This is a genomic window from Streptomyces sp. NPDC047315, from assembly GCF_040643215.1.
Taxonomy (GTDB): domain Bacteria; phylum Actinomycetota; class Actinomycetes; order Streptomycetales; family Streptomycetaceae; genus Streptomyces.
The window spans coordinates 35,751-54,474 of record NZ_JBEYTZ010000032.1; the positions used below are offsets into that span (position 1 = coordinate 35,751).

Here is an 18,724-nt window from a genome sequence, read left to right on the forward strand (position 1 = left end):
GTGCACGCTCCCGCTCGTTCGTTCGTGGTGCGGTCCGCCGTTCGGGACGGTCCGTCCACCATGATCACTCGACCGGCGGCGTGCCGGGTGGGGGTGCTTGACACCAAAATCGAACATCCATTCTCATGGGGGCTCCGGCGCCGCGCTTCACCGGAGAGTTGTCCACAGGCGGGACGGGCGTCGGGGCCCGTTGTCAGTGGCAGGGGTTAGCGTCTTTGACGTGAAGCGATCGACACAAGCAAATCGGGTGGAACCCATGGCAGGAACCGACCGCGAGAAGGCGCTCGACGCCGCACTCGCACAGATTGAACGCCAATTCGGCAAGGGCGCGGTGATGCGCCTGGGCGAGCGGCCGAACGAGCCCATCGAGATCATCCCCACGGGATCGACCGCGCTGGACGTCGCGCTCGGCGTCGGCGGACTGCCGCGTGGCCGCGTCGTCGAGGTGTACGGACCCGAGTCCTCCGGTAAGACGACCCTCACGCTGCACGCCGTGGCCAATGCGCAGAAGGCCGGCGGCGCCGTCGCCTTCGTGGACGCCGAGCACGCCCTCGATCCGGAGTACGCGAAGAAGCTGGGCGTCGACATCGACTCCCTCATCCTCTCCCAGCCGGACAACGGCGAGCAGGCGCTCGAAATCGTCGACATGCTGGTCCGCTCCGGCGCGCTCGACCTGATCGTGATCGACTCCGTCGCGGCCCTCGTGCCGAAGGCGGAGATCGAGGGCGAGATGGGCGACTCGCACGTGGGTCTCCAGGCGCGGCTGATGAGCCAGGCGCTGCGGAAGATCACCAGCGCGCTGAACCAGTCGAAGACGACCGCGATCTTCATCAACCAGCTCCGCGAGAAGATCGGCGTCATGTTCGGCTCCCCGGAGACCACGACCGGTGGCCGGGCCCTGAAGTTCTACGCGTCCGTGCGGCTCGACATCCGCCGCATCGAGACCCTGAAGGACGGCACGGACGCGGTCGGCAACCGCACCCGCGTCAAGGTCGTGAAGAACAAGGTCGCGCCGCCCTTCAAGCAGGCCGAGTTCGACATCCTGTACGGCCAGGGCATCAGCCGCGAGGGCGGCCTGATCGACATGGGCGTGGAGCACGGCTTCGTCCGCAAGGCCGGGGCCTGGTACACCTACGACGGCGACCAGCTCGGCCAGGGCAAGGAGAACGCGCGCAACTTCCTCAAGGACAACCCCGACCTGGCCAACGAGATCGAGAAGAAGATCAAGGACAAGCTGGGCGTGGGCGTTCGGCCCGAGGCCGCTGCCGGCGAGTCCGGCGGCGAAGCGGCGGGCGCGGCGGCGGCCCCGGCCGCTGACACGAAGTCGGTGCCCGCTCCCGCCACCAAGGCCAAGACGGCCAAGGCGGCGGCGACCAAGGGCTGAGCGTGACCCGGCGCACCGAATGGCCGGGCGACAGCGCCGACTCGTCGAGGGCCGAGAAGGAGCTGTCGCCCCAGGACCCGGCTGAGCGGGCGCGGGCGATCTGCCTGCGCCTGCTCACCGGGACGCCCCGCACCCGCAAGCAGCTGGCGGACGCGCTCCACAAGAGGGAGATCCCTCCGGAGGTGGCCGATGACGTGCTCTCGCGCTTCGAGGACGTGGGGCTGATCAACGACACCGCGTTCGCCCAGGCGTGGGTCGAGTCGCGGCACCACAGCCGGGGGCTCGCCCGCCGCGCCCTCGCCCGTGAGCTGCGGACGAAGGGAGTGGCCCCGGCACTCGTCGACGAGGCGGTGGGCCAGCTCGACTCGGAGCGCGAGGAGGAGACCGCCCGTGCACTGGTCGCCCGTAAGCTGCGGGCCACCCGCGGGCTCGACCGCGACCGGCGCATCCGACGGCTGGCCGGCATGCTGGCCCGCAAGGGCTACGGCGAGGGTCTGGCGCTCAAGGTGGTCCGGCAGGCCCTGGAAGAGGAGGGCGAGCAGGACCTCGACGATCTGCCGGAGCCCTGGTGACCCGCCGCGGTGACCACCGGCCGGCCTCCACCGCTTTTCGCGCCGGGGGCGGGAAGGACGGCGGAGGCTGAGGCACGGCGGGCGCCGTCAATCCTCCGGGGAGGACACCACGGCGTTCGGCGAAGAATCGGCCGTGGTGGAGGGAGCGGCTCCGGTGGTGACGGGAAGGCCCGCCGCCCGCCACGCCTGGAAGCCGCCGATCAGATCCGTCGCACGGTGCAGCCCGAGCTGCCGCAGGGAGAGCGCCGCGAGGGAGGAGGCGTACCCCTCGTTGCAGATCACCACCACCCGCAGGTCGTGGCTGACCGCCTCGGGCGCGCGGTGGCTGCCCTGCGGATCCAGCCGCCACTCCAGCTCGTTGCGCTCCACGACCAGAGCGCCCGGGATCAGACCGTCCCGATCGCGCAGGGCCGCGTAGCGGGTGTCCACCAGGAGGGCGCCGGCCGCAGCCTCGTCGAAGGCGCGTCGGGCTTCCACCCGGTCCAACTGCTCGCGGACCCGCTCCAGGAGCTCGTCTATGCCGACGGCCCCTTCGGGCACGGACGGGGAAGGTGTGGTCACTGCCAGTCCTCCGGACGTTCGACCTGCTCCAGACGGAGCACGGGGCCGGTGCGGCTGAACCGTCGGATCAGCGGCAGCGGCGGATGGTACGCATGGACAGAGACGGCGTGCTCGGACGATTCGTTGAGCACCTCGTGGACGTGGTGCCGGCCGAAGGCACGGCCCTGACCCGAGGCCAGCCGTCGCTCGCGGTCCAGCCCTTCGCTCAGTTCGAGGGTCTTCCACCCGCTGGCCGGAAGCCGTACGGCCAGCGAGTGCTCCGTCAGCCCGCCCACCGCGGTGGCGAACGCTCCGACGGACTCGGCGTGGTCGTGCCAGCCGGTGCCCGTGCCGGGCGGCCAGCCGATGAGCCACGCCTCGCTGCCGCCCGGGCCGTCGAGCCGCACCCAGGTGCGGCCCTGCGGATCGAGGGGGAGCGAGGCGATCAGTTCGGGGTCGGCCGCCGCGCTCCGTACGAAGTCGAGCAGCTCGGCGGCGGTGGGGGCGGCGGTCGCGGTCGTCGACGCCGCGGCGGTGGCCCGGGGCGTGGAACGCGGAATTGATTGGGACACGGAGTACCGTCCTGGGAGTTCGCTGGAGGGCGCGCAGGGGTGCGGCGCAGCGACCCGCGGGGCGCGCGGATGACGAGGAGTCCCCGCGCACGTCAGACGCGGGGGAGCGAAGTCAGCAGGACGGTCGACACAGGCAGCCCGCGTACCGGAGGAAGTCCATGTGGACCCTCCGCCACAGGCGCACGTCGGTGCCGGTCATGCTCGGGAGTACACCACGCTACTCACCGGAGGGTCAATTGACGTCCGCGGTACGGTCACTTGGGGCCGGGGCCGGCGCACCGCCGCGGGCCGCGTCCGCCGCCGCGTACAACTCCGCGGGCCGCACCCCCGCGAACGCCGCGACCAGGTGGCCGTCCGGCCGGACCAGCAGCACCGCGTGCGCCGAAGCACCCGGGTACTCCTCCGTCACCAGCAGTTCGGCCCGCACGGGCAGCGCGGACACCGCAGCCGCGAGCCTCGGCATCACACCGGCGCTCTGCCAGTGCCGGCGGTCCCACACGCCCGTGCCGGGGGCGACCAACAGGACCAGCAACTGCCCTTGGCCCAGCCGGTCCCGCAGCCGTGCGCTCGTCCCGTCGGGGGTGGTCACCCGTACGTCCTCCACCACGGCACCGGTCTCCGTGGCGGTGCGGACGTGGGCGGGGGAGTGCTCCGGCGCGAGGGGGGAGTGCGCGTGCACCGGGAGCGCCCCGAGGGGCCCCTGCCCCAGATGCGCTTCCGTGAGCAGCGCGTCGTGCCCGCGCGCCGCACCCGGCAGATAGGCGCGCAGCGCACTGGTGCCGCGCAGCGCCGGCAGGGCGTGGTCGGCGGCGCGCAGTCGGGCGGCGACCGCGGCCCGGCGCTCGGACTGGTAGCTGTCGAGCAGGGCGGGCGATCCGCCGTGGTGCCAGGTGTGCGCCAGCTTCCACGCCAGGTTCTCCGCGTCCCGCAGCCCTTCGTCGAGGCCCTGGGTGCCGAGCGCGCCCACCAGGTGCGCCGCGTCGCCCGCCAGGAAGGCCCGGTCCACCCGCCAGCGCCGCGCCAGCCGGTGGTGCACGGTGTACACGCCGGTGTCGAGCAGGTCGTACGGCGGGGTGCTGCCGTCGCACCAGCCCGCGAGGGTGTCGCGGACCCGGGTCACCAGGGCGTCGGGGGTGACCAGTTCGCCGTCCGGCGGCAGCAGCCAGTCCAGCCGCCAGGCGTCGTCCGGCAGCGGACGGGCCGTGATCTCGCTGCCGCTGCCGCGCCACGGCGGCTGACGGTGCAGCACCACCTCGTCGGGCCAGGGCAGTTCGGTGCGCAGGGTGGCGACGGCGTGCCGCTCGACGGCGGTGCGCCCGGGGAAGCGGACGCCGAGCAGCTTGCGCACGGTCGACCGGGCGCCGTCGCAGCCGACCACGTGACTGCCGCGCCACCACGTGCCCTTCGGGCCGCGGGTGTGCACCGTGACGCCGTCGGCGTCCTGCTCCAGGGCGTCCACCCGGCTCTCGACGACGAGTTCCACCGACTCCTCGGCCGCGGCTGCGGCGCGCAGCCCGCGAGTGAGGGCGTGCTGGGGGATGTGCAGCGGCGAGGGGACGGTCTCGGCGCCGAGCGGCAGCCGGCGCAACTCCTGCTTCCGGCGCATCGTGCGCCAGCCGGTCCACCGGGCGCCCTCGTCACGGACGGTGGCGCAGCCGAGCCGTTCCACCAGGGCCGCCGTGTCGGGGCGCAGGACGGCGGTGCGCGCGGGGCGCGGGTCGTCACCGCCGCCGCCCTCGTCGAGCACGACGGTCGACACGCCCTGTTGGGCGAGTGCCAGCGCGAGTGCCAGTCCGACCGGACCCGCACCGACGACGATCACCGGGTCCACGGCGCGGCTCCCCGGGCTCGCAGGGGCGTGCAGCAGGTCGTCGGCGTCGTCGTAGGGATGGGTGCGGGGGAGCCCCGGTGCGCGATCACAGAACGTATGCAACCGATTGGGGGTGCCTGCGTCAAGTGACCCGGGAGCGGCATGGCGGCCACTGGTCCGTACGGGGGCGGCGGGGCGTCTGAGCTCGGGAAAGCCCGATGCGGGGGAGGGGCGTGCGGTGTGGCAGGACGGGGGAGGCCCGAGGAGCCGAACGGTGGTTCGTAGGACGGATGTCAGCCACCGGGGCGGATGACGCTTCCTGGGGCAGCCGGTCCAAGACCTCCGCGGCGGTGGTGCCCGGACACCAGGAGGCGGTGGCGCCGCCGCGCCACCGCCTCCTGGATTCCGCCACGCCCGGGCCGCTGGTCGATCGCGGCCCGGGCGGGGATGACCTGCTTCCGCGTCAGGGCTTCGCGTCGACGACGCCGCCCGCTTCCAACTCCTCCCGGTTCACGACCGCGCCGGTGCTCTTCTTCCCCCGGCGTATCCGCGATTCCAGCCAGCTCGCGAACGAGGTCAGCAGGAAGTTCAGCAGGATGAAGAGGAGGGAGATGACCGTCAGCGTGGCGATCGTGTTGGCGCCGTAGTTCGCCGTGATCGCCCGGTGCTGGTACAGAAGTTCGGTGAACCCGAGGAGCGCGCCACCGAGGGCGGTGTCCTTCACGATGACCACGAGCTGGCTGACCAGCGCGGGCAGCATCGCCGTGACCGCCTGCGGCAGCAGGACGAACGTCATCATCTGGCCCTTGCGCATGCCGATGGCCTTGGCCGCGTCCGACTGCCCGGTGGGCAGCGAGAGGATGCCGGCGCGCACGATCTCGGCGATGACGGACGCGTTGTACAGCACCAGACCCGTGACCACCGCGTACAGCGGTCGGATGTCCGACTCCAGGTCGGAGAACTCCACGAACGCCTGGTACGCGAAGAGCATCAGCAGCAGCACCGGCATGGCGCGGAAGAACTCGACCACGGCGGAGACGGGGACCCGCACCCAGGCGTGGTCGGAGAGCCGGCCGATGCCGAGCGCGGCGCCGAGCGGAAGGGCGATCACCACGGAGATGGCCGCGGCCTTCACCGTCTCCCAGAGCCCGGGCAGCAGGAAGGTGGACCAGACCTTGGAGTCGTTGACGAACGGACTCCACTTCTCGGACGCCAACTGCTCCTTGTCGGCCATGGTGGACAGCACCCACCAGACCACCAGGGCCAACACCGCCAGGAAGACGACGGTGTAGAGGACGTTGCGCCGCTTCGCCTTCGGGCCGGGCTCGTCGTACAGGACGGACGTCATCGCTTCACCGCCACGCGCTTGGCGACCCAGCCCAGCACCAGACCGGTGGGCAGGGTCAGGACGAGGAATCCGAACGCGAAGACCGCGAAGACCGCGATCAGTGCGTCGGCCTCGTTCTCGATCATCGTCTTCATCAGGGCCGACGCTTCGGCGACGCCGATCGCCGAGGCCACGGTGGTGTTCTTGGTGAGGGCGATCAGCACGTTCGCCAGCGGAGTGACGACCGCGCGGAACGCCTGGGGCAGCACGATCAGGGTCAGTACCTGGAAGAAGCCGAGCCCCATGGCCCGGGCGGCCTCCGCCTGTCCGACGGGCACGGTGTTGATGCCGGAGCGCAGCGCCTCGCACACGAAGGTGCCGGTGTACGCGACCAGGCCCAGCACGGCCATCCGGAAGCCGATGTCCTTGAAGTTGTCCGCACCGAGGTTGACGCCCAACGTCTGGTTCAGCCCCAGGGAGCAGATGATGAGGACGACCGTCAGGGGGGTGTTGCGGACGACGTTGACGTAGCCGGTGCCGAAGGCCCGCATCAGGGGGACGGGGCCGACCCGCATGCCGGCCAGCAGGGTTCCCCATATCAGGGAACCGATTGCCGAGTAGACGGTGAGCTTCACCGTCACCCAGAACGCGTCGAGCAGGTCGTACTGCCCGGAATCGAGGAAGTCGAACACGTTGACCCGCGATCTCTCCTGGTCGGAACGTTCGGAAGGAGGGGATCAGGGCCGCCGGCCGGAGTGGGCCGGCGGCACGTCACCGCTGGCTCAGCTGAGCTTGCCGATCTCCGGCGCGGGCTCGTTCTTGTAGCCCGCCGGGCCGAAGTTGGCCGCGACGAACTTGTCCCAGGACTTGTCCGCCTTCATCTTCTCCAGGGCCTTGTTGATCTTGTCCTGGAGGTCCTTGTCGCCCTTCTTGATGCCGATGCCGTAGTTCTCGTTGCTCAGCTTCAGACCGACGAGCTTGAACTTGCCCTGGTGCTCCTTCTGGGCGGCGTAACCGGCCAGGATGGAGTCGTCCGTGGTCAGCGCAACGACGGACTTGTTCTCCAGACCGGTCAGGCACTCGGAGTAGCCGCCGACGGGGTGGAGGTCGGCCTTGGGGGCGATCTCCTTCTGGATGTTCTGCGCCGAGGTGGAGCCGGTGACCGAGCAGAGCTTCTTGTCGTTGAGGTCCTCGGCCTTGGTGATCGAGGTGTCGTCGGCGCGGACGAGCAGGTCCTGGTGGGCCAGCAGGTACGGGCCGGCGAAGTCGACCTTCTCCTTCCGCTGGTCGGTGATCGAGTAGCTGGCGGCGATGAACTTCACGTCACCGTTGGCGAGCATCGTCTCCCGCTGGGCGCTCGGGGTCTGCTTCCACTCGATGTCCTTGGCCTCGTAGCCCAGTTCCTTGGCGATGTACGTGGCGACGTCGACGTCGAAGCCGGTGTACTTGCCGTCCTGGGTCTTCAGACCGATGCCGGGCTGGTCGAACTTGATCCCGATCTTGATCTTGCCGCCGCCGCTGCCCGAGTCGTCGTCGCTGCCGCCGCACGCGGTCGCGGCCAGCGAGAGGGTCACGACCGTGGCGACGGCCGCAGAAACCTTGCGGAGCTTCATGGTGAACATCCCTTGCGTCGTGGTTCGCCGATCGTTGAGCCGATGCGTCGGCCGGCACGGTGTTCGGCACGGAAGGCCGGTACGGTCCGGCGCCGGGGTGGCTGGGGCGCCGGACCGCCGTGTCGGCCGACGGGTCCTTGGGTGGCGCGGCCGGCCCGCCGCCGCGGAAGCGCGGGCGCGGGGCCGGCTGCGTCAGAAAAGGTGGCGTGGTGCGTCAGTCGTGCGTCAGTGGTGCAGGATCTTCGACAGGAAGTCCTTGGCCCGATCGCTGCGCGGATTGCTGAAGAACTCGTCGGGCGTGGCCTCTTCGACGATCCTGCCGTCGGCCATGAACACCACGCGGTTGGCCGCGGAACGGGCGAACCCCATCTCGTGGGTGACCACGACCATCGTCATCCCGGCCCGGGCGAGCTGCTGCATGACCTCCAGCACCTCGTTGATCATCTCCGGGTCGAGCGCCGAAGTGGGCTCGTCGAAGAGGATGACCTTGGGGTCCATCGCCAGGGCGCGGGCGATCGCGACGCGCTGCTGCTGACCACCGGAGAGCTGGGCGGGGTACTTGTCGGCCTGCGAGCCGACGCCGACCCGGTCCAGCAGTTCGCGCGCCTTGCTCTCGGCGGCGCCCTTCTCCGTCCTGCGGACCTTGACCTGGCCCAACATGACGTTCTCCAGCACGGTCTTGTGCGCGAAGAGGTTGAACGACTGGAACACCATGCCCACGTCGGCACGCAGCCGCGCAAGCTCCTTGCCCTCGGCCGGCAACGGCTTGCCGTCGATGGCGATCGACCCGGAGTCGATCGTCTCCAGGCGGTTGATGGTGCGGCAGAGGGTGGACTTGCCGGACCCCGAAGGCCCGATGACCACCACGACCTCACCCCTGGCGATGGTCAGATCGATGTCCTGAAGCACGTGCAGCGCACCGAAGTGCTTGTTGACATTGCTCAGTACGACCAGGTCGCCCTGGGCGGGAACGGCGTCCCCGGCACCCTTGGACACAGACACTCCGCTCATCGGCCCACAGCTCCGTCCTCCTCGGTTGGGAGGACAGTAGTGACGCGGTGCGACCAGCGTCATTACATCTGAGCGGAAATTGAGCATAACGATCTGGCCTCGTGCGGACACGATGCGTGAGGGCGGTGGCCGCCGGCGTACCGGGTGGATAACGGAAAGCGGCCGGGGGTCGAATCTCTCTTGACTCCCTGCCAGAGAATCGGCCTTGATGCCGGGGGTACGCGATGGCGTGCACCGGGAAGAGCAACTGAGGGATCGCGGACCGACCGGGTCACGGGACCACTGACCGAGGGGGGCCATGAGGCTGCTGCTCGTCGAGGACGACGACCACGTCGCCGCGGCCCTGTCCGACATCCTCGCCCGGCACGGGTTCGACGTCGTGCACGCACGCAACGGCGAGGAGGCGCTGCGCGCCGTCCTGCCCACCGCCCACCCCGGCAAGCCGCCCTTCGGCGTGGTCCTGCTCGATCTGGGCCTGCCCGACCAGGACGGCTACCAGGTCTGCGGAAAGCTGCGGAAGCTGACCGCCACCCCGGTGATCATGGTGACGGCCCGCGCTGACGTGCGGTCCCGCATCCACGGCCTCAACCTCGGCGCCGACGACTACGTCGTCAAGCCGTACGACACCGGCGAACTGCTGGCGCGCATCCACGCGGTGGCCCGGCGCACCTCGGCGGGCGACGAGCCGTCCCCGGCCGGGGGCGGCGCCGGCGACGACGCGCTTCGACTCGGCCCGATGACCATCGAACTGCCCACCCGGCGCGTCAGCGTCGACGACGAGGTCGTCCAGCTGACCCGCAAGGAGTTCGACCTGCTCGCGCTGCTCGCCCAGCGGCCGGGGGTGGTCTTCCGCCGGGAACAGATCATCAGCGAGGTCTGGCACACCAGTTGGGAGGGGACCGGCCGCACCCTCGAAGTGCACGTGGCCTCCCTGCGCGCCAAGCTGGGGATGCCCGCGCTGATCGAGACCGTGCGCGGCGTGGGCTACCGCCTCGTCGAGCCCGCCTGCTGACCGCCCGGTGCGTACCCGCCTCCTCCCGCTGCTCATCGTGCTCATGGCGGGCGTACTGCTCGCACTCGGCTTCCCCCTGGCCGTGAGCGTCGCCGCCGCGCAGCAGCAGGAGGTGGTGGTCGACCGGATCGACGACACCGTACGGTTCGCGGCGCTCGCGCAGTTCGTCTCGGAGACCCCGACCGCGATGGACGAACGCAGCGCCACCCTCGAAGACCAACTCAACCGCTACCACGCCACCTACGACATCAACGTCGGCGTCTTCCTCCGCAATGGCACCTCCGCCATGGCCAAGGCGCCCGAGTGGTGGGGAGTGCCCTCGGCCGGCGAAGGCCAGAAGGCGTTCCGCGAGGCGCTCACGGGCCGGCGCAGCCAGGACCCGCCCCAGGTCTGGCCCTGGCAGCTGAAGGGCCGGCTGGTCGTCGCCTCACCCGTCGTACGGGACGGGGACGTCGTCGCCGTGGTGCTCACCGACTCGCCCACCGACCACCTGCGCGAGCGCATCCTGCGGGGCTGGGCCCTGATCGCGGCGGGCGAGGGCGCGGCCATGCTGCTCGCCGTCGGCGCCGCCTTCCGGCTCACCGGGTGGGTGCTGCGGCCGGTGCGCGTCCTGGACGCGGCCACCCACGACATAGCGACCGGCCAGCTCAACTCCCGGGTCGCCGCCGCCAGCGGCCCTCCCGAACTCCGTCGACTCGCCCGCTCCTTCAACGAGATGGCCGACAACGTCGAGGGCGTGCTCGAACAGCAACGGGCCTTCGTCGCCGACGCCTCGCACCAACTGCGCAACCCGCTCGCCGCCCTGCTGCTGCGGATCGAACTCCTCGCCCTCGAACTGCCCGAGGGCAACCGAGAGATCGCTTCGGTCCGCACCGAGGGCCGCCGACTCGCCCAGGTCCTGGACGACCTGCTCGACCTCGCGCTCGCCGAGCACTCGTCAGCCACGCTCGAACTCGCCGACATCGGCGAACTGGCCGCCGAACGCGTGGCCGCCTGGCGCCCCGTGGCGGAGGAGAAGGGCGTCCACCTCGGCGACGACGGAAGCGCGGTCACCGCGTGGGTGGACCCGATCGCGCTGTCCAGCGCGCTGGACGCGGTGATCGACAACGCGGTGAAGTTCACCCCCGGAGGAGCGTCGGTCACCGTGACGGCGGCCTCCCACGGCACCACGTGCAGCATCGTGATCACCGACGGCGGGCCCGGTCTGACGGACGACGAACTGGCACGCATCGGCGACCGCTTCTGGCGCAGCGGCCGACACCAGAACGTCAAGGGATCCGGACTCGGCCTCTCCATCTCCCGCGCCCTCCTCTCCGCCGGCGGCGGTCGGATCGCCTACGAGCACCACGAGCCCCAGGGGCTGAGGGTCACCCTCACCGTCCCCCGCACCCCGCCCCCGGGCGCGGCGCACGGAGCCGACTGACACCGCTGACACCGCTGACACCGCTGACGGCCCGCGTCCTTCGGCCCGAGGCCCTCGCTCGACCGACCCGGTCATGATCACAACCGCGCCAGCGGTCATGGCTACGGCTACCGCTGCGACTACGGCTGTGGCTACGGCTTGACCGAGCGGTAGTACCGCCGTGCTCCGTCGTGAAGCGACAGTGGAGCCGTGTAGATCGCGGTCCTCAGATCGACCAGCTGGGCCGGGTGCACGGTGTTCCCGATGTCGTCACGGCTCTTGATCACCGTCCGGGTCAGGCCCTCCACGAGGTCCGGGTTTATTCGCTCGGTGGTCACCAGCAGATTCGCCACCGCCATCGAATTCACCGGAAGGCCGCTCTGCGCCAGCGGATAGAGGTCGGGCGGCATCACGGCCGACCGGTAGTGGCTGGTCGGGACGCCGGTGGCGTGCACCTTCTCGATCAGATCGCGCTCCAGCGGCACCAGCCGTATCGAAAAGCGCTCGGACAGGGCCTGGACCGCGAGCGTCGGCAGCCCGCCGGACCAGAAGAAGGCGTCGATGTGGTCGCCCTCCAGCAGCTGCGGAACGGTGTCGATGCCGTTCGGCACGGGCTTGACGTCCTTCTTCGGATCGAGCCCCGCGGCTTCCAGCAGCCGATCGGCGATCAGCCGCACCCCGGAGCCGTTCTGGCCGACGCCCACCCGCTTGCCGCGCAGATCCGCCACCCCCCGCACGGGCGACCCGGCGGGGACCACCAACTGCACGTAGTCGTCGTACAACCGGGCGCAACCGCGCAATCTGTCCGCGCCCTCCTTGCCGTCCCTCTGGTACTTCGCGACCGCGTCCGCGGTGGCGATGGTGAAGTCCGCCTCGCCGGATGCGACACGGGCCAGGTTCTCCTGGGAGCCCTCGCTCGTCCGTAGCTCTATGTCCACCTTCGGCAGGTCCTCGGCGAGGACGTCCTTCAGCAGATCGCCGTACCGCTGATAGACGCCGTCGCGCACGCCGGTGCTGAAGGTGACCGACCCGCGGGGCTCGGACTCCCCGAGCGGCAGCAGCCACCACAACAGCACTCCGAACACCGCGAGGACCGCCGCGCAGGCGGCCAGCACGCGGCGACGGCCGATGCGAAGGCGACTCATGAACATGCTTGCGATCCTGCCAGTTCACTCACCGTGATGACCAGGTGCTGGCGAGGAGACGCCAGAGGGGGAACGTCCGCTTCCGATGCGGCACCCCGGCGACCGAGGCCGTGGCCGGGCGGCCGGGCGGGGCCTCCGGCGGCCGAGGCGGCCAGCGGAGCCGTGAAGGTGGCGCCGCTGGCGCGCCTTACCCTTGTGACATGACCAGCAGCAGTGACCGGGTTGGAGCGGTGGACGAAGTGGGCGTTACCCGAAGCTATGAGATCCGTACCTACGGGTGTCAGATGAACGTCCACGACTCCGAACGCCTCTCGGGCCTGCTGGAGGACGCCGGCTACGTCCGGGCGGCCGAGGGCTCCGACGGCGACGCCGACATCGTCGTCTTCAACACCTGCGCGGTCCGCGAGAACGCCGACAACAAGCTCTACGGCAACCTCGGCCGGCTCGCCCCGAAGAAGGCGCAGCGCCCCGGCATGCAGATCGCCGTCGGCGGCTGCCTCGCCCAGAAGGACCGCGAGACGATCGTCACCCGCGCGCCCTGGGTCGACGTCGTCTTCGGCACCCACAACATCGGCAAGCTGCCGATCCTGCTGGAGCGCGCCCGCGTCCAGGAGGAGGCGCAGGTCGAGATCGCCGAGTCCCTGGAGGCGTTCCCCTCAACCCTGCCCACCCGCCGCGAGTCCGCGTACGCGGCCTGGGTCTCCATCTCCGTCGGCTGCAACAACACCTGCACCTTCTGCATCGTGCCCGCGCTGCGCGGCAAGGAGAAGGACCGCAGGCCCGGCGACATCCTCGCGGAGATCGAGGCCCTGGTCGCCGAGGGCGTCAGCGAGATCACCCTGCTCGGCCAGAACGTGAACGCGTACGGCTCCGACATCGGCGACCGCGAGGCGTTCAGCAAGCTGCTGCGGGCCTGCGGCAGGATCGAGGGGCTGGAGCGCGTCCGCTTCACCTCGCCGCACCCCCGCGACTTCACCGACGACGTGATCGCCGCGATGGCCGAGACGCCGAACGTGATGCCCCAGCTCCACATGCCGCTCCAGTCCGGCTCGGACACGGTCCTCAAGGCGATGCGCCGCTCGTACCGGCAGGAGCGTTTCCTCGGGATCATCGACAAGGTGCGCGAGGCCATCCCGCACGCGGCCATCTCCACCGACATCATCGTGGGCTTCCCCGGCGAGACCGAGGAGGACTTCGAGCAGACCCTGTACACCGTCCGCGAGGCCCGCTTCGCGAACGCCTTCACCTTCCAGTACTCCAAGCGCCCCGGCACCCCCGCCGCCACCATGGACGGGCAGGTCCCGAAGGCGGTCGTCCAGGCGCGGTACGAGCGGCTGGTCGCCCTCCAGGAGGAGATCTCCTGGGCGGAGAACAAGAAGCAGGTGGGCCGGACCCTGGACGTCATGGTCGCCGAGGGCGAGGGCCGCAAGGACGACGCCACCCACCGGCTGTCCGGCCGCGCCCAGGACAACAGGCTCGTCCACTTCACCAAGCCGGACCAGGAGGTGCGCCCCGGCGACGTGGTCACGGTCGAGATCACCTACGCCGCCCCGCACCACCTGCTGGCCGAGGGCGAGGTGTCCGCCGTCCGCCGTACGCGCGCGGGCGACGCCTGGCAGAAGCGGAACGAGACGCAGGCGGCGAAGCCCGCCGGCGTCATGCTGGGCCTGCCCTCAATCGGCGTCCCGGCCCCGCTGCCGGCGGCCTCCACGCCGGGCTGCGCCGCGCACTGACCCGGCTACGGGACCGCTACGGGACCGGCGGCCGTACTTCTTTGGACCGTGCGCCGCCGGTTCGAACCGTGCGCGGCCGGCCACGGCGCATGAGGAGCGCGCTACCGCATTAGGCTGCCGATCATGCTTGTCGCCGCTGCCGTGTGCCCCTGTCCGCCGCTGCTGGTGCCCGAGGTCGCCTCGGGTGCCGCGCCCGAGCTCGACGCGGCCAGGGACGCCTGTGCACGGGCCGTCTCGGCGCTCGCGGCGGCCCGGCCCGAGGTGTTGGTGGTGGTCGGCCCGACCGCCGCGGACGCGGCCGGACCGTACCCTGCCGGAACCGTCGGTTCCTTCCGCGGCTTCGGCGTCGACCTCGACGTACGCCTCGGTACCGCCGCCCCGGCCGAACCGCGGCAGGCCCAGCTGCCCCCGGCGCTGGCCGTCGGTGCCTGGCTGCTCCAGGAGGCCCACTGGGCCACTCGGGTGGAGGGCGTCGGAGTCGACGAGCGGGCGACGCCCGATCAGTGCTTCGAGGACGGCAGGAAGATCGCCGGGCGGGCCGGGCGGGTGGCCCTGCTGGCGATGGGCGACGCGAGCGCCTGCCGGAGCCTGAAGGCACCGGGCTACCTGGACGAACGCGCCGCCGACCACGACGCCGCCGTGGCACGCGCCCTCGCCGGGGCCGACCCGGACGCGCTGCGGGCGCTGGACGCCTCGCTCGCGTACGAACTGAAGGCCGCGGGCCGCGCGGCCTGGCAGGTGCTCGCCGGGGCCGCCGAAGGGACCGGGCTCACCGGGCGGCTGCTGTACGACGACGCCCCCTACGGCGTCGGCTACTTCGTCTCCTCCTGGACGGCGCAATGAGGCGGACGCCGCACCGAGGGCCGTTCCCTAACCCACGCCTTGGCCGCCCCGGACACGCTTGAGGGCCGCGCAACATCGTGCCGCGCGGCCCTCATCCGTCGTCAGGGCGCCATAGTGCCGTACGCCTTCGGCTCAGGCGGCCGGCGGAGGCGAAGACGGGGGCTGAGACTGGGACGGCGGCGGGTTGTCGCCGTCGCCCTTGTGGGCGATGCGCCCCAGTGCTTCCTTGGCCTTGCCAGTGCCCGTGTCGATCTTGTCGCTGTACTTGCCCTTGGTCCGCGAGTCGACCGCCTTCGCGGCCTTGTCCAGACCGTGCTCGATCTTGTCCCCATGCTGCTGCGCGAGGTCGGAGACCTTTTCCTTGGCCGGGGCGAGCTTGGCCTTCAGCGTGTCCATGAGGCCCATGGGCCACCTTCCCTCGTGAGCGACTGCTGACATCCAGTGTGACAAACCACTGCCCGTTTTGCTCCGGGACATGTCCGTACGGCTACTTCCGGGCACTCTCCCCGGCCTCGCTGTCCGCGGCGTCCCCCGCCGACTGCTGACGGGGGATGTCCACCCCCGCAGCGCCGGGGACCCCCGAAGCACCCTCGGCACCCTCGGCGCCCGGAGCATCCGGGGCGCCGGACTCCCCGGCATCCTCCGTCGCCCCGGTCTCACCCGTCTTGCCGGACTCACTGGTCCCACCGGTCTTGCCGGTCGCACCGGTCACCGAGGGCTGTCCTGCGGTCGGCTCCGACGCGGCCGGGGACTCCTCCCCGGAGCCGTCCGCTCCGGCGGACGGGGGCTGCGCCTCCGCGGAGGACGACCCGGCCGAAGAGCCCTTCGGCTTGCGGCTGAACCATGAAAAAACACCCATTGAAAACTCCATCAGGTACTCGTGCGGCAGCTGCTCGTGCGGGCGAGGGCCGCCGGCGCCCGGGGCGCCCTTCGCGCCGCCCGGGAACGACCGGTCACAGGCGTCCGCCGACCGGCGCTCGCCACCTCGCAACAGGCAACGAAGCCCCGCACGGGCCGTCACCTCGCTCGTTCGGGGACATCGCCGCGGGTTTGGGAGACTGGGACGGTGAGTAGCGCAGCCCCCGCACCGCGGGTCATCGCCGTCGTCGGCCCCACCGCGGCCGGAAAGTCCGATCTCGGGGTCTTCCTCGCCCGGCACCTGGGCGGGGAGGTCGTCAACGCCGACTCCATGCAGCTATACCGGGGGATGGACATCGGCACCGCCAAGCTGACGCCCGACGAGCGCGGCGGCGTGCCCCACCACCTGCTGGACGTCTGGGACGTCACCGAGGCCGCGAGCGTCGCCGAGTACCAGCGCCTCGCCAGGGCGGAGATCGACCGCCTCCTGGCCGAGGGCCGCACCCCGGTCCTCGTCGGCGGCTCGGGGCTGTACGTGCGCGGCGCCATCGACGCGCTGGAGTTCCCCGGCACCGACCCGGCCGTCCGCGCCCGGCTGGAAGCGGAACTGGACGCCCGGGGGCCGGGCGCGCTGCACGCCAGGCTGGCCGCCGCCGACCCCGAGGCCGGCCGCGCCATCCTCCCCGGAAACGGCCGTCGCATCGTCCGGGCGCTGGAGGTGATCGAGATCACGGGCCGGCCCTTCACCGCCAACCTGCCGGGGCACGACGCCGTGTACGACACTGTCCAGATCGGCGTCGACGTGGCCCGTCCCGAGCTCGACGGGCGCATCGCGCGCCGTGTGGACCTCATGTGGGACGCGGGCTTCGTCGACGAGGTGCGCGCGCTGGAGGCGCAGGGGCTCAGAGAGGGGCGTACGGCCTCCCGGGCCCTGGGCTACCAGCAGATCCTCGCGGCGCTCGCGGGAGAGTGCACCGAGCAGGAGGCGCGCGACGAGACCGTGCGCGCCACCAAGCGCTTCGCGCGCCGTCAGGATTCGTGGTTCAGGAGGGATCCGAGGGTGCATTGGCTCAGTGGAGCAGTCGAGGACCGAGGGGAACTTCCGCGACGGGCCCTGGCGTTGATCGAACGAGCGGTTACAGCCTGATCACGTGATGGCATCGGGACGCCACGCCCGTCATTCAGGTATCTCCGACCGTGCCATCATCGAGCATCGATTGACGTGGAGTCCGAGTGGGGAGGGCGCGTGGCGATGGAGGCCGGCCCTCACGGCACCGAGCAGCAGCCACGGGCGGTTGAGGGCGTGCCCGGATTGAGCCCCGACGGCCCCGACGAGCAGGAGCTGGTCGCCGACGAGGCCGAGGTGGAGGTCGAGTTGCGCCCCGTGCGCAGGCTGCGGATCTGGCAGCTCGCACCCATCGTCATGCTCGCCGCGGTCGGATCCCTGATGTTCGCCTTCCCGCTGGCCTTCGGCTCCGGCGACGGCGGCCCCGTGGTCGCCATGCTCGGCCTGCTGATCAGCTGCTGTGCCGCGGGCTGGGGCGTGATGGCGGCCCGTCGAGTGGGGCACACCTGGCCGGGGCTGCCGCAGCGCGGCTCGGGCGAGCGGCCCGACTGGCGGATCCTCGCGCTCTACGTCGGCTTCGGCCTCCTGCTGGTCGCGCTGGCCGTCTGGCGCGTAGCCCGCCTGCGCTGAACCGACCAAGCTGAACCGACCAAGCTGGGCCGGCCAAGCTGACCCCGTCTGCGCCGGCGGAGCCCGCCGCAGCGCCCGCGCCCGCCGCCGCCCGCGGCACGGGTCCGGTGGGCCCCGCCGTCCCGGTCCCCGACGCGTACGACCGCGCCGCCCGGTCACTCGTACGATGGACGGCGTGACCACCGCACAGCCTTCGCCGCCCCCGCAGGACCCGGCCCGCCTCCGTCCCCCGGCCGCCGAGCCGCAGCCGGTCGCCTTCCTCAAGGGCCACGGCACCGAGAACGACTTCGTGATCGTCCCGGACCCGGACAACGCCCTCGACCTGCCCGCCGACGTCGTGGCCCGGCTGTGCGACCGCCGCGCCGGCATCGGCGGCGACGGCGTGCTGCACGTCGTACGGTCCGCGGCCCACCCCGAAGCGCGGTCCATGGCGGACCAGGCCGAGTGGTTCATGGACTACCGCAACGCCGACGGGTCGATCGCCGAGATGTGCGGCAACGGCGTCCGCGTCTTCGCCCGCTACCTCCAGCACGCCGGCCACGTCGACGCCGGCGACCTGGCCGTGGCCACCCGCGGCGGGGTCAAGCGCGTTCACATCGCGAAGGGCCCGGCGCACGACCCCCACGGCGGTGACATCACGGTCCGGATGGGCCGGGCGACCCTGCCCGACGACTCCGTCACCGTCACGGTCGACGGCCGCAGCTGGCCCGCCCGCAACGTGAACATGGGCAACCCCCACGCCGTCGCCTTCGTCGACGACCTCGCCCACGCCGGCGACCTGTACTCCGCGCCAGCCTTCGCCCCCGCCGCCGTGTACCCCGACGGGGTCAACGTGGAGTTCGTCGTCGACCGCGGCGAGCGGCACGTCGCCCTGCGCGTCCACGAGCGCGGCTCGGGCGAGACCCGCTCCTGCGGCACGGGCGCCTGCGCGGTCGCCGTCGCGGCGGCGCGCCGGGACGGCGTCGACCCCGCGCGGACCGGGGTCCCCGTCACGTACCGCGTCGACCTGCCCGGCGGGCGGTTGGTGATCACGGAGCGGCCGGACGGGGAGGTCGAGATGAGCGGACCCGCCGTGATCGTCGCAACCGGTCGGCTGGCCGCCGCCCTGCTCGCGACCGTCGAACGCGCCTAACCCGTCAAACGTGCCGAACGTGCCTAACGTGCCGAACCCGCTGAAACCACAGTCGGATAGAGCTTCGCTCGAAC

20 protein-coding genes are annotated in these 18,724 nt (G+C 71.5%); 9 read left to right on the forward strand and 11 right to left on the reverse strand.

Going from position 1 to position 18,724, the window contains the following annotated elements:
• The first annotated feature begins 256 nt into the window (after positions 1–256).
• Both recA and recX read left to right on the forward strand, forming a co-directional pair.
• On the forward strand, positions 257–1,384 hold the full coding sequence (recA, locus tag ABZ842_RS30335; protein ID WP_361543779.1) for a recombinase RecA: 1,128 nt from the start codon (positions 257–259) through the stop codon (positions 1,382–1,384).
• A gap of 2 nt (positions 1,385–1,386) precedes the next feature.
• Positions 1,387–1,956, forward strand: a complete 570-nt coding sequence (gene recX, locus ABZ842_RS30340; RefSeq protein WP_361543782.1) for a recombination regulator RecX — start codon at positions 1,387–1,389, stop codon at positions 1,954–1,956.
• 87 nt (positions 1,957–2,043) lie between these two features.
• Here recX and ABZ842_RS30345 read toward each other — a convergent pair whose 3' ends face one another.
• The 8 genes from ABZ842_RS30345 to ABZ842_RS30380 all read right to left on the reverse strand — a co-directional run bounded on the left by ABZ842_RS30345 (position 2,044) and on the right by ABZ842_RS30380 (position 8,829).
• A complete protein-coding gene (locus ABZ842_RS30345; protein ID WP_361543785.1) occupies positions 2,044–2,517 on the reverse strand; it encodes a rhodanese-like domain-containing protein in 474 nt (157 codons plus the stop codon).
• Positions 2,514–3,056: a cysteine dioxygenase gene (locus tag ABZ842_RS30350; RefSeq protein WP_361543926.1), complete on the reverse strand. Its 543-nt coding sequence runs from the start codon at positions 3,054–3,056 to the stop codon at positions 2,514–2,516. The genes ABZ842_RS30345 and ABZ842_RS30350 overlap by 4 nt, the downstream gene beginning before the upstream one ends.
• A 124-nt stretch (positions 3,057–3,180) precedes the next feature.
• Complete coding sequence (locus tag ABZ842_RS30355) at positions 3,181–3,267, reverse strand: putative leader peptide (RefSeq protein WP_361543929.1); 87 nt, start codon at positions 3,265–3,267, stop codon at positions 3,181–3,183.
• Between the two features lie 33 nt (positions 3,268–3,300).
• Complete coding sequence (locus ABZ842_RS30360; RefSeq protein WP_361543788.1) at positions 3,301–4,899, reverse strand: FAD-dependent monooxygenase; 1,599 nt, start codon at positions 4,897–4,899, stop codon at positions 3,301–3,303.
• Between the two features lie 442 nt (positions 4,900–5,341).
• Entirely contained in the window at positions 5,342–6,226 is an 885-nt protein-coding gene (locus ABZ842_RS30365; protein WP_361543791.1) for an amino acid ABC transporter permease, read from the reverse strand.
• Complete coding sequence (locus ABZ842_RS30370) at positions 6,223–6,897, reverse strand: amino acid ABC transporter permease (protein WP_361543794.1); 675 nt, start codon at positions 6,895–6,897, stop codon at positions 6,223–6,225. Before ABZ842_RS30370 ends, ABZ842_RS30365 begins: the two co-directional genes overlap by 4 nt.
• A gap of 90 nt (positions 6,898–6,987) precedes the next feature.
• On the reverse strand, positions 6,988–7,818 hold the full coding sequence (locus ABZ842_RS30375) for a glutamate ABC transporter substrate-binding protein (protein WP_361543797.1): 831 nt from the start codon (positions 7,816–7,818) through the stop codon (positions 6,988–6,990).
• A 225-nt stretch (positions 7,819–8,043) separates the two neighbouring features.
• Positions 8,044–8,829: an amino acid ABC transporter ATP-binding protein gene (locus tag ABZ842_RS30380; protein ID WP_361543800.1), complete on the reverse strand. Its 786-nt coding sequence runs from the start codon at positions 8,827–8,829 to the stop codon at positions 8,044–8,046.
• A gap of 298 nt (positions 8,830–9,127) precedes the next feature.
• Here ABZ842_RS30380 and ABZ842_RS30385 point away from each other — a divergent pair, with 298 nt between their 5' ends.
• A complete protein-coding gene (locus ABZ842_RS30385) occupies positions 9,128–9,841 on the forward strand; it encodes a response regulator transcription factor (protein WP_361543803.1) in 714 nt (237 codons plus the stop codon).
• A 7-nt stretch (positions 9,842–9,848) separates the two neighbouring features.
• Positions 9,849–11,264 carry a HAMP domain-containing sensor histidine kinase gene (locus tag ABZ842_RS30390; RefSeq protein WP_361543806.1) on the forward strand — a complete coding sequence of 472 codons (1,416 nt, stop codon included), beginning with the start codon at positions 9,849–9,851 and terminating at the stop codon, positions 11,262–11,264.
• A 131-nt stretch (positions 11,265–11,395) separates the two neighbouring features.
• Here ABZ842_RS30390 and ABZ842_RS30395 read toward each other — a convergent pair whose 3' ends face one another.
• Positions 11,396–12,394: a TAXI family TRAP transporter solute-binding subunit gene (locus tag ABZ842_RS30395; RefSeq protein ID WP_361543809.1), complete on the reverse strand. Its 999-nt coding sequence runs from the start codon at positions 12,392–12,394 to the stop codon at positions 11,396–11,398.
• A gap of 194 nt (positions 12,395–12,588) precedes the next feature.
• On the opposite strand from ABZ842_RS30395, the gene miaB reads away from it, so the two are divergent.
• Together miaB and ABZ842_RS30405 are read left to right on the forward strand one after the other, a co-directional pair.
• Positions 12,589–14,121 (forward strand): tRNA (N6-isopentenyl adenosine(37)-C2)-methylthiotransferase MiaB, encoded by a 1,533-nt coding sequence (gene miaB / locus ABZ842_RS30400; RefSeq protein WP_361543812.1) that lies wholly within the window; start codon positions 12,589–12,591, stop codon positions 14,119–14,121.
• A gap of 123 nt (positions 14,122–14,244) precedes the next feature.
• Complete coding sequence (locus ABZ842_RS30405) at positions 14,245–14,964, forward strand: class III extradiol dioxygenase subunit B-like domain-containing protein (RefSeq protein ID WP_361543815.1); 720 nt, start codon at positions 14,245–14,247, stop codon at positions 14,962–14,964.
• Between the two features lie 132 nt (positions 14,965–15,096).
• On the opposite strand, the gene ABZ842_RS30410 is transcribed toward ABZ842_RS30405, so the two are convergent.
• Together ABZ842_RS30410 and ABZ842_RS30415 are read right to left on the reverse strand one after the other, a co-directional pair.
• Positions 15,097–15,369, reverse strand: a complete 273-nt coding sequence (locus tag ABZ842_RS30410) for an antitoxin (protein WP_361543818.1) — start codon at positions 15,367–15,369, stop codon at positions 15,097–15,099.
• An 82-nt stretch (positions 15,370–15,451) separates the two neighbouring features.
• The gene (locus tag ABZ842_RS30415) at positions 15,452–15,823 is read right to left on the reverse strand and encodes a hypothetical protein (RefSeq protein ID WP_361543821.1); all 372 of its coding nucleotides are present in this window, start codon (positions 15,821–15,823) and stop codon (positions 15,452–15,454) included.
• 207 nt (positions 15,824–16,030) lie between these two features.
• Here ABZ842_RS30415 and miaA point away from each other — a divergent pair, with 207 nt between their 5' ends.
• The 3 genes from miaA (at position 16,031) to dapF (ending at position 18,650) form a co-directional block, all read left to right on the forward strand.
• A complete protein-coding gene (miaA, locus tag ABZ842_RS30420; RefSeq protein ID WP_361543824.1) occupies positions 16,031–16,969 on the forward strand; it encodes a tRNA (adenosine(37)-N6)-dimethylallyltransferase MiaA in 939 nt (312 codons plus the stop codon).
• Between the two features lie 105 nt (positions 16,970–17,074).
• Positions 17,075–17,518, forward strand: a complete 444-nt coding sequence (locus ABZ842_RS30425; protein ID WP_361543932.1) for a hypothetical protein — start codon at positions 17,075–17,077, stop codon at positions 17,516–17,518.
• A gap of 166 nt (positions 17,519–17,684) precedes the next feature.
• Entirely contained in the window at positions 17,685–18,650 is a 966-nt protein-coding gene (dapF, locus tag ABZ842_RS30430; protein WP_361543826.1) for a diaminopimelate epimerase, read from the forward strand.
• Positions 18,651–18,724 lie beyond the last annotated feature (74 nt).

What these genes read in the sequence shown, in the direction of transcription:
- recA (WP_361543779.1), top strand. Translation starts at nt 257, where the DNA reads ATGGCAGGAACCGACCGCGAGAAGGCGCTCGACGCCGCACTCGCACAG.
- ABZ842_RS30355 (WP_361543929.1), bottom strand. Translation starts at nt 3,267, where the DNA reads ATGACCGGCACCGACGTGCGCCTGTGGCGGAGGGTCCACATGGACTTC.
- ABZ842_RS30365 (WP_361543791.1), bottom strand. Translation starts at nt 6,226, where the DNA reads ATGACGTCCGTCCTGTACGACGAGCCCGGCCCGAAGGCGAAGCGGCGC.
- ABZ842_RS30375 (WP_361543797.1), bottom strand. Translation starts at nt 7,818, where the DNA reads ATGAAGCTCCGCAAGGTTTCTGCGGCCGTCGCCACGGTCGTGACCCTC.
- ABZ842_RS30380 (WP_361543800.1), bottom strand. Translation starts at nt 8,829, where the DNA reads ATGAGCGGAGTGTCTGTGTCCAAGGGTGCCGGGGACGCCGTTCCCGCC.
- ABZ842_RS30385 (WP_361543803.1), top strand. Translation starts at nt 9,128, where the DNA reads ATGAGGCTGCTGCTCGTCGAGGACGACGACCACGTCGCCGCGGCCCTG.
- ABZ842_RS30395 (WP_361543809.1), bottom strand. Translation starts at nt 12,394, where the DNA reads ATGTTCATGAGTCGCCTTCGCATCGGCCGTCGCCGCGTGCTGGCCGCC.
- miaB (WP_361543812.1), top strand. Translation starts at nt 12,589, where the DNA reads ATGACCAGCAGCAGTGACCGGGTTGGAGCGGTGGACGAAGTGGGCGTT.
- ABZ842_RS30405 (WP_361543815.1), top strand. Translation starts at nt 14,245, where the DNA reads ATGCTTGTCGCCGCTGCCGTGTGCCCCTGTCCGCCGCTGCTGGTGCCC.
- ABZ842_RS30410 (WP_361543818.1), bottom strand. Translation starts at nt 15,369, where the DNA reads ATGGGCCTCATGGACACGCTGAAGGCCAAGCTCGCCCCGGCCAAGGAA.
- ABZ842_RS30415 (WP_361543821.1), bottom strand. Translation starts at nt 15,823, where the DNA reads ATGGGTGTTTTTTCATGGTTCAGCCGCAAGCCGAAGGGCTCTTCGGCC.
- ABZ842_RS30425 (WP_361543932.1), top strand. Translation starts at nt 17,075, where the DNA reads ATGGAGGCCGGCCCTCACGGCACCGAGCAGCAGCCACGGGCGGTTGAG.
- dapF (WP_361543826.1), top strand. Translation starts at nt 17,685, where the DNA reads ATGGACGGCGTGACCACCGCACAGCCTTCGCCGCCCCCGCAGGACCCG.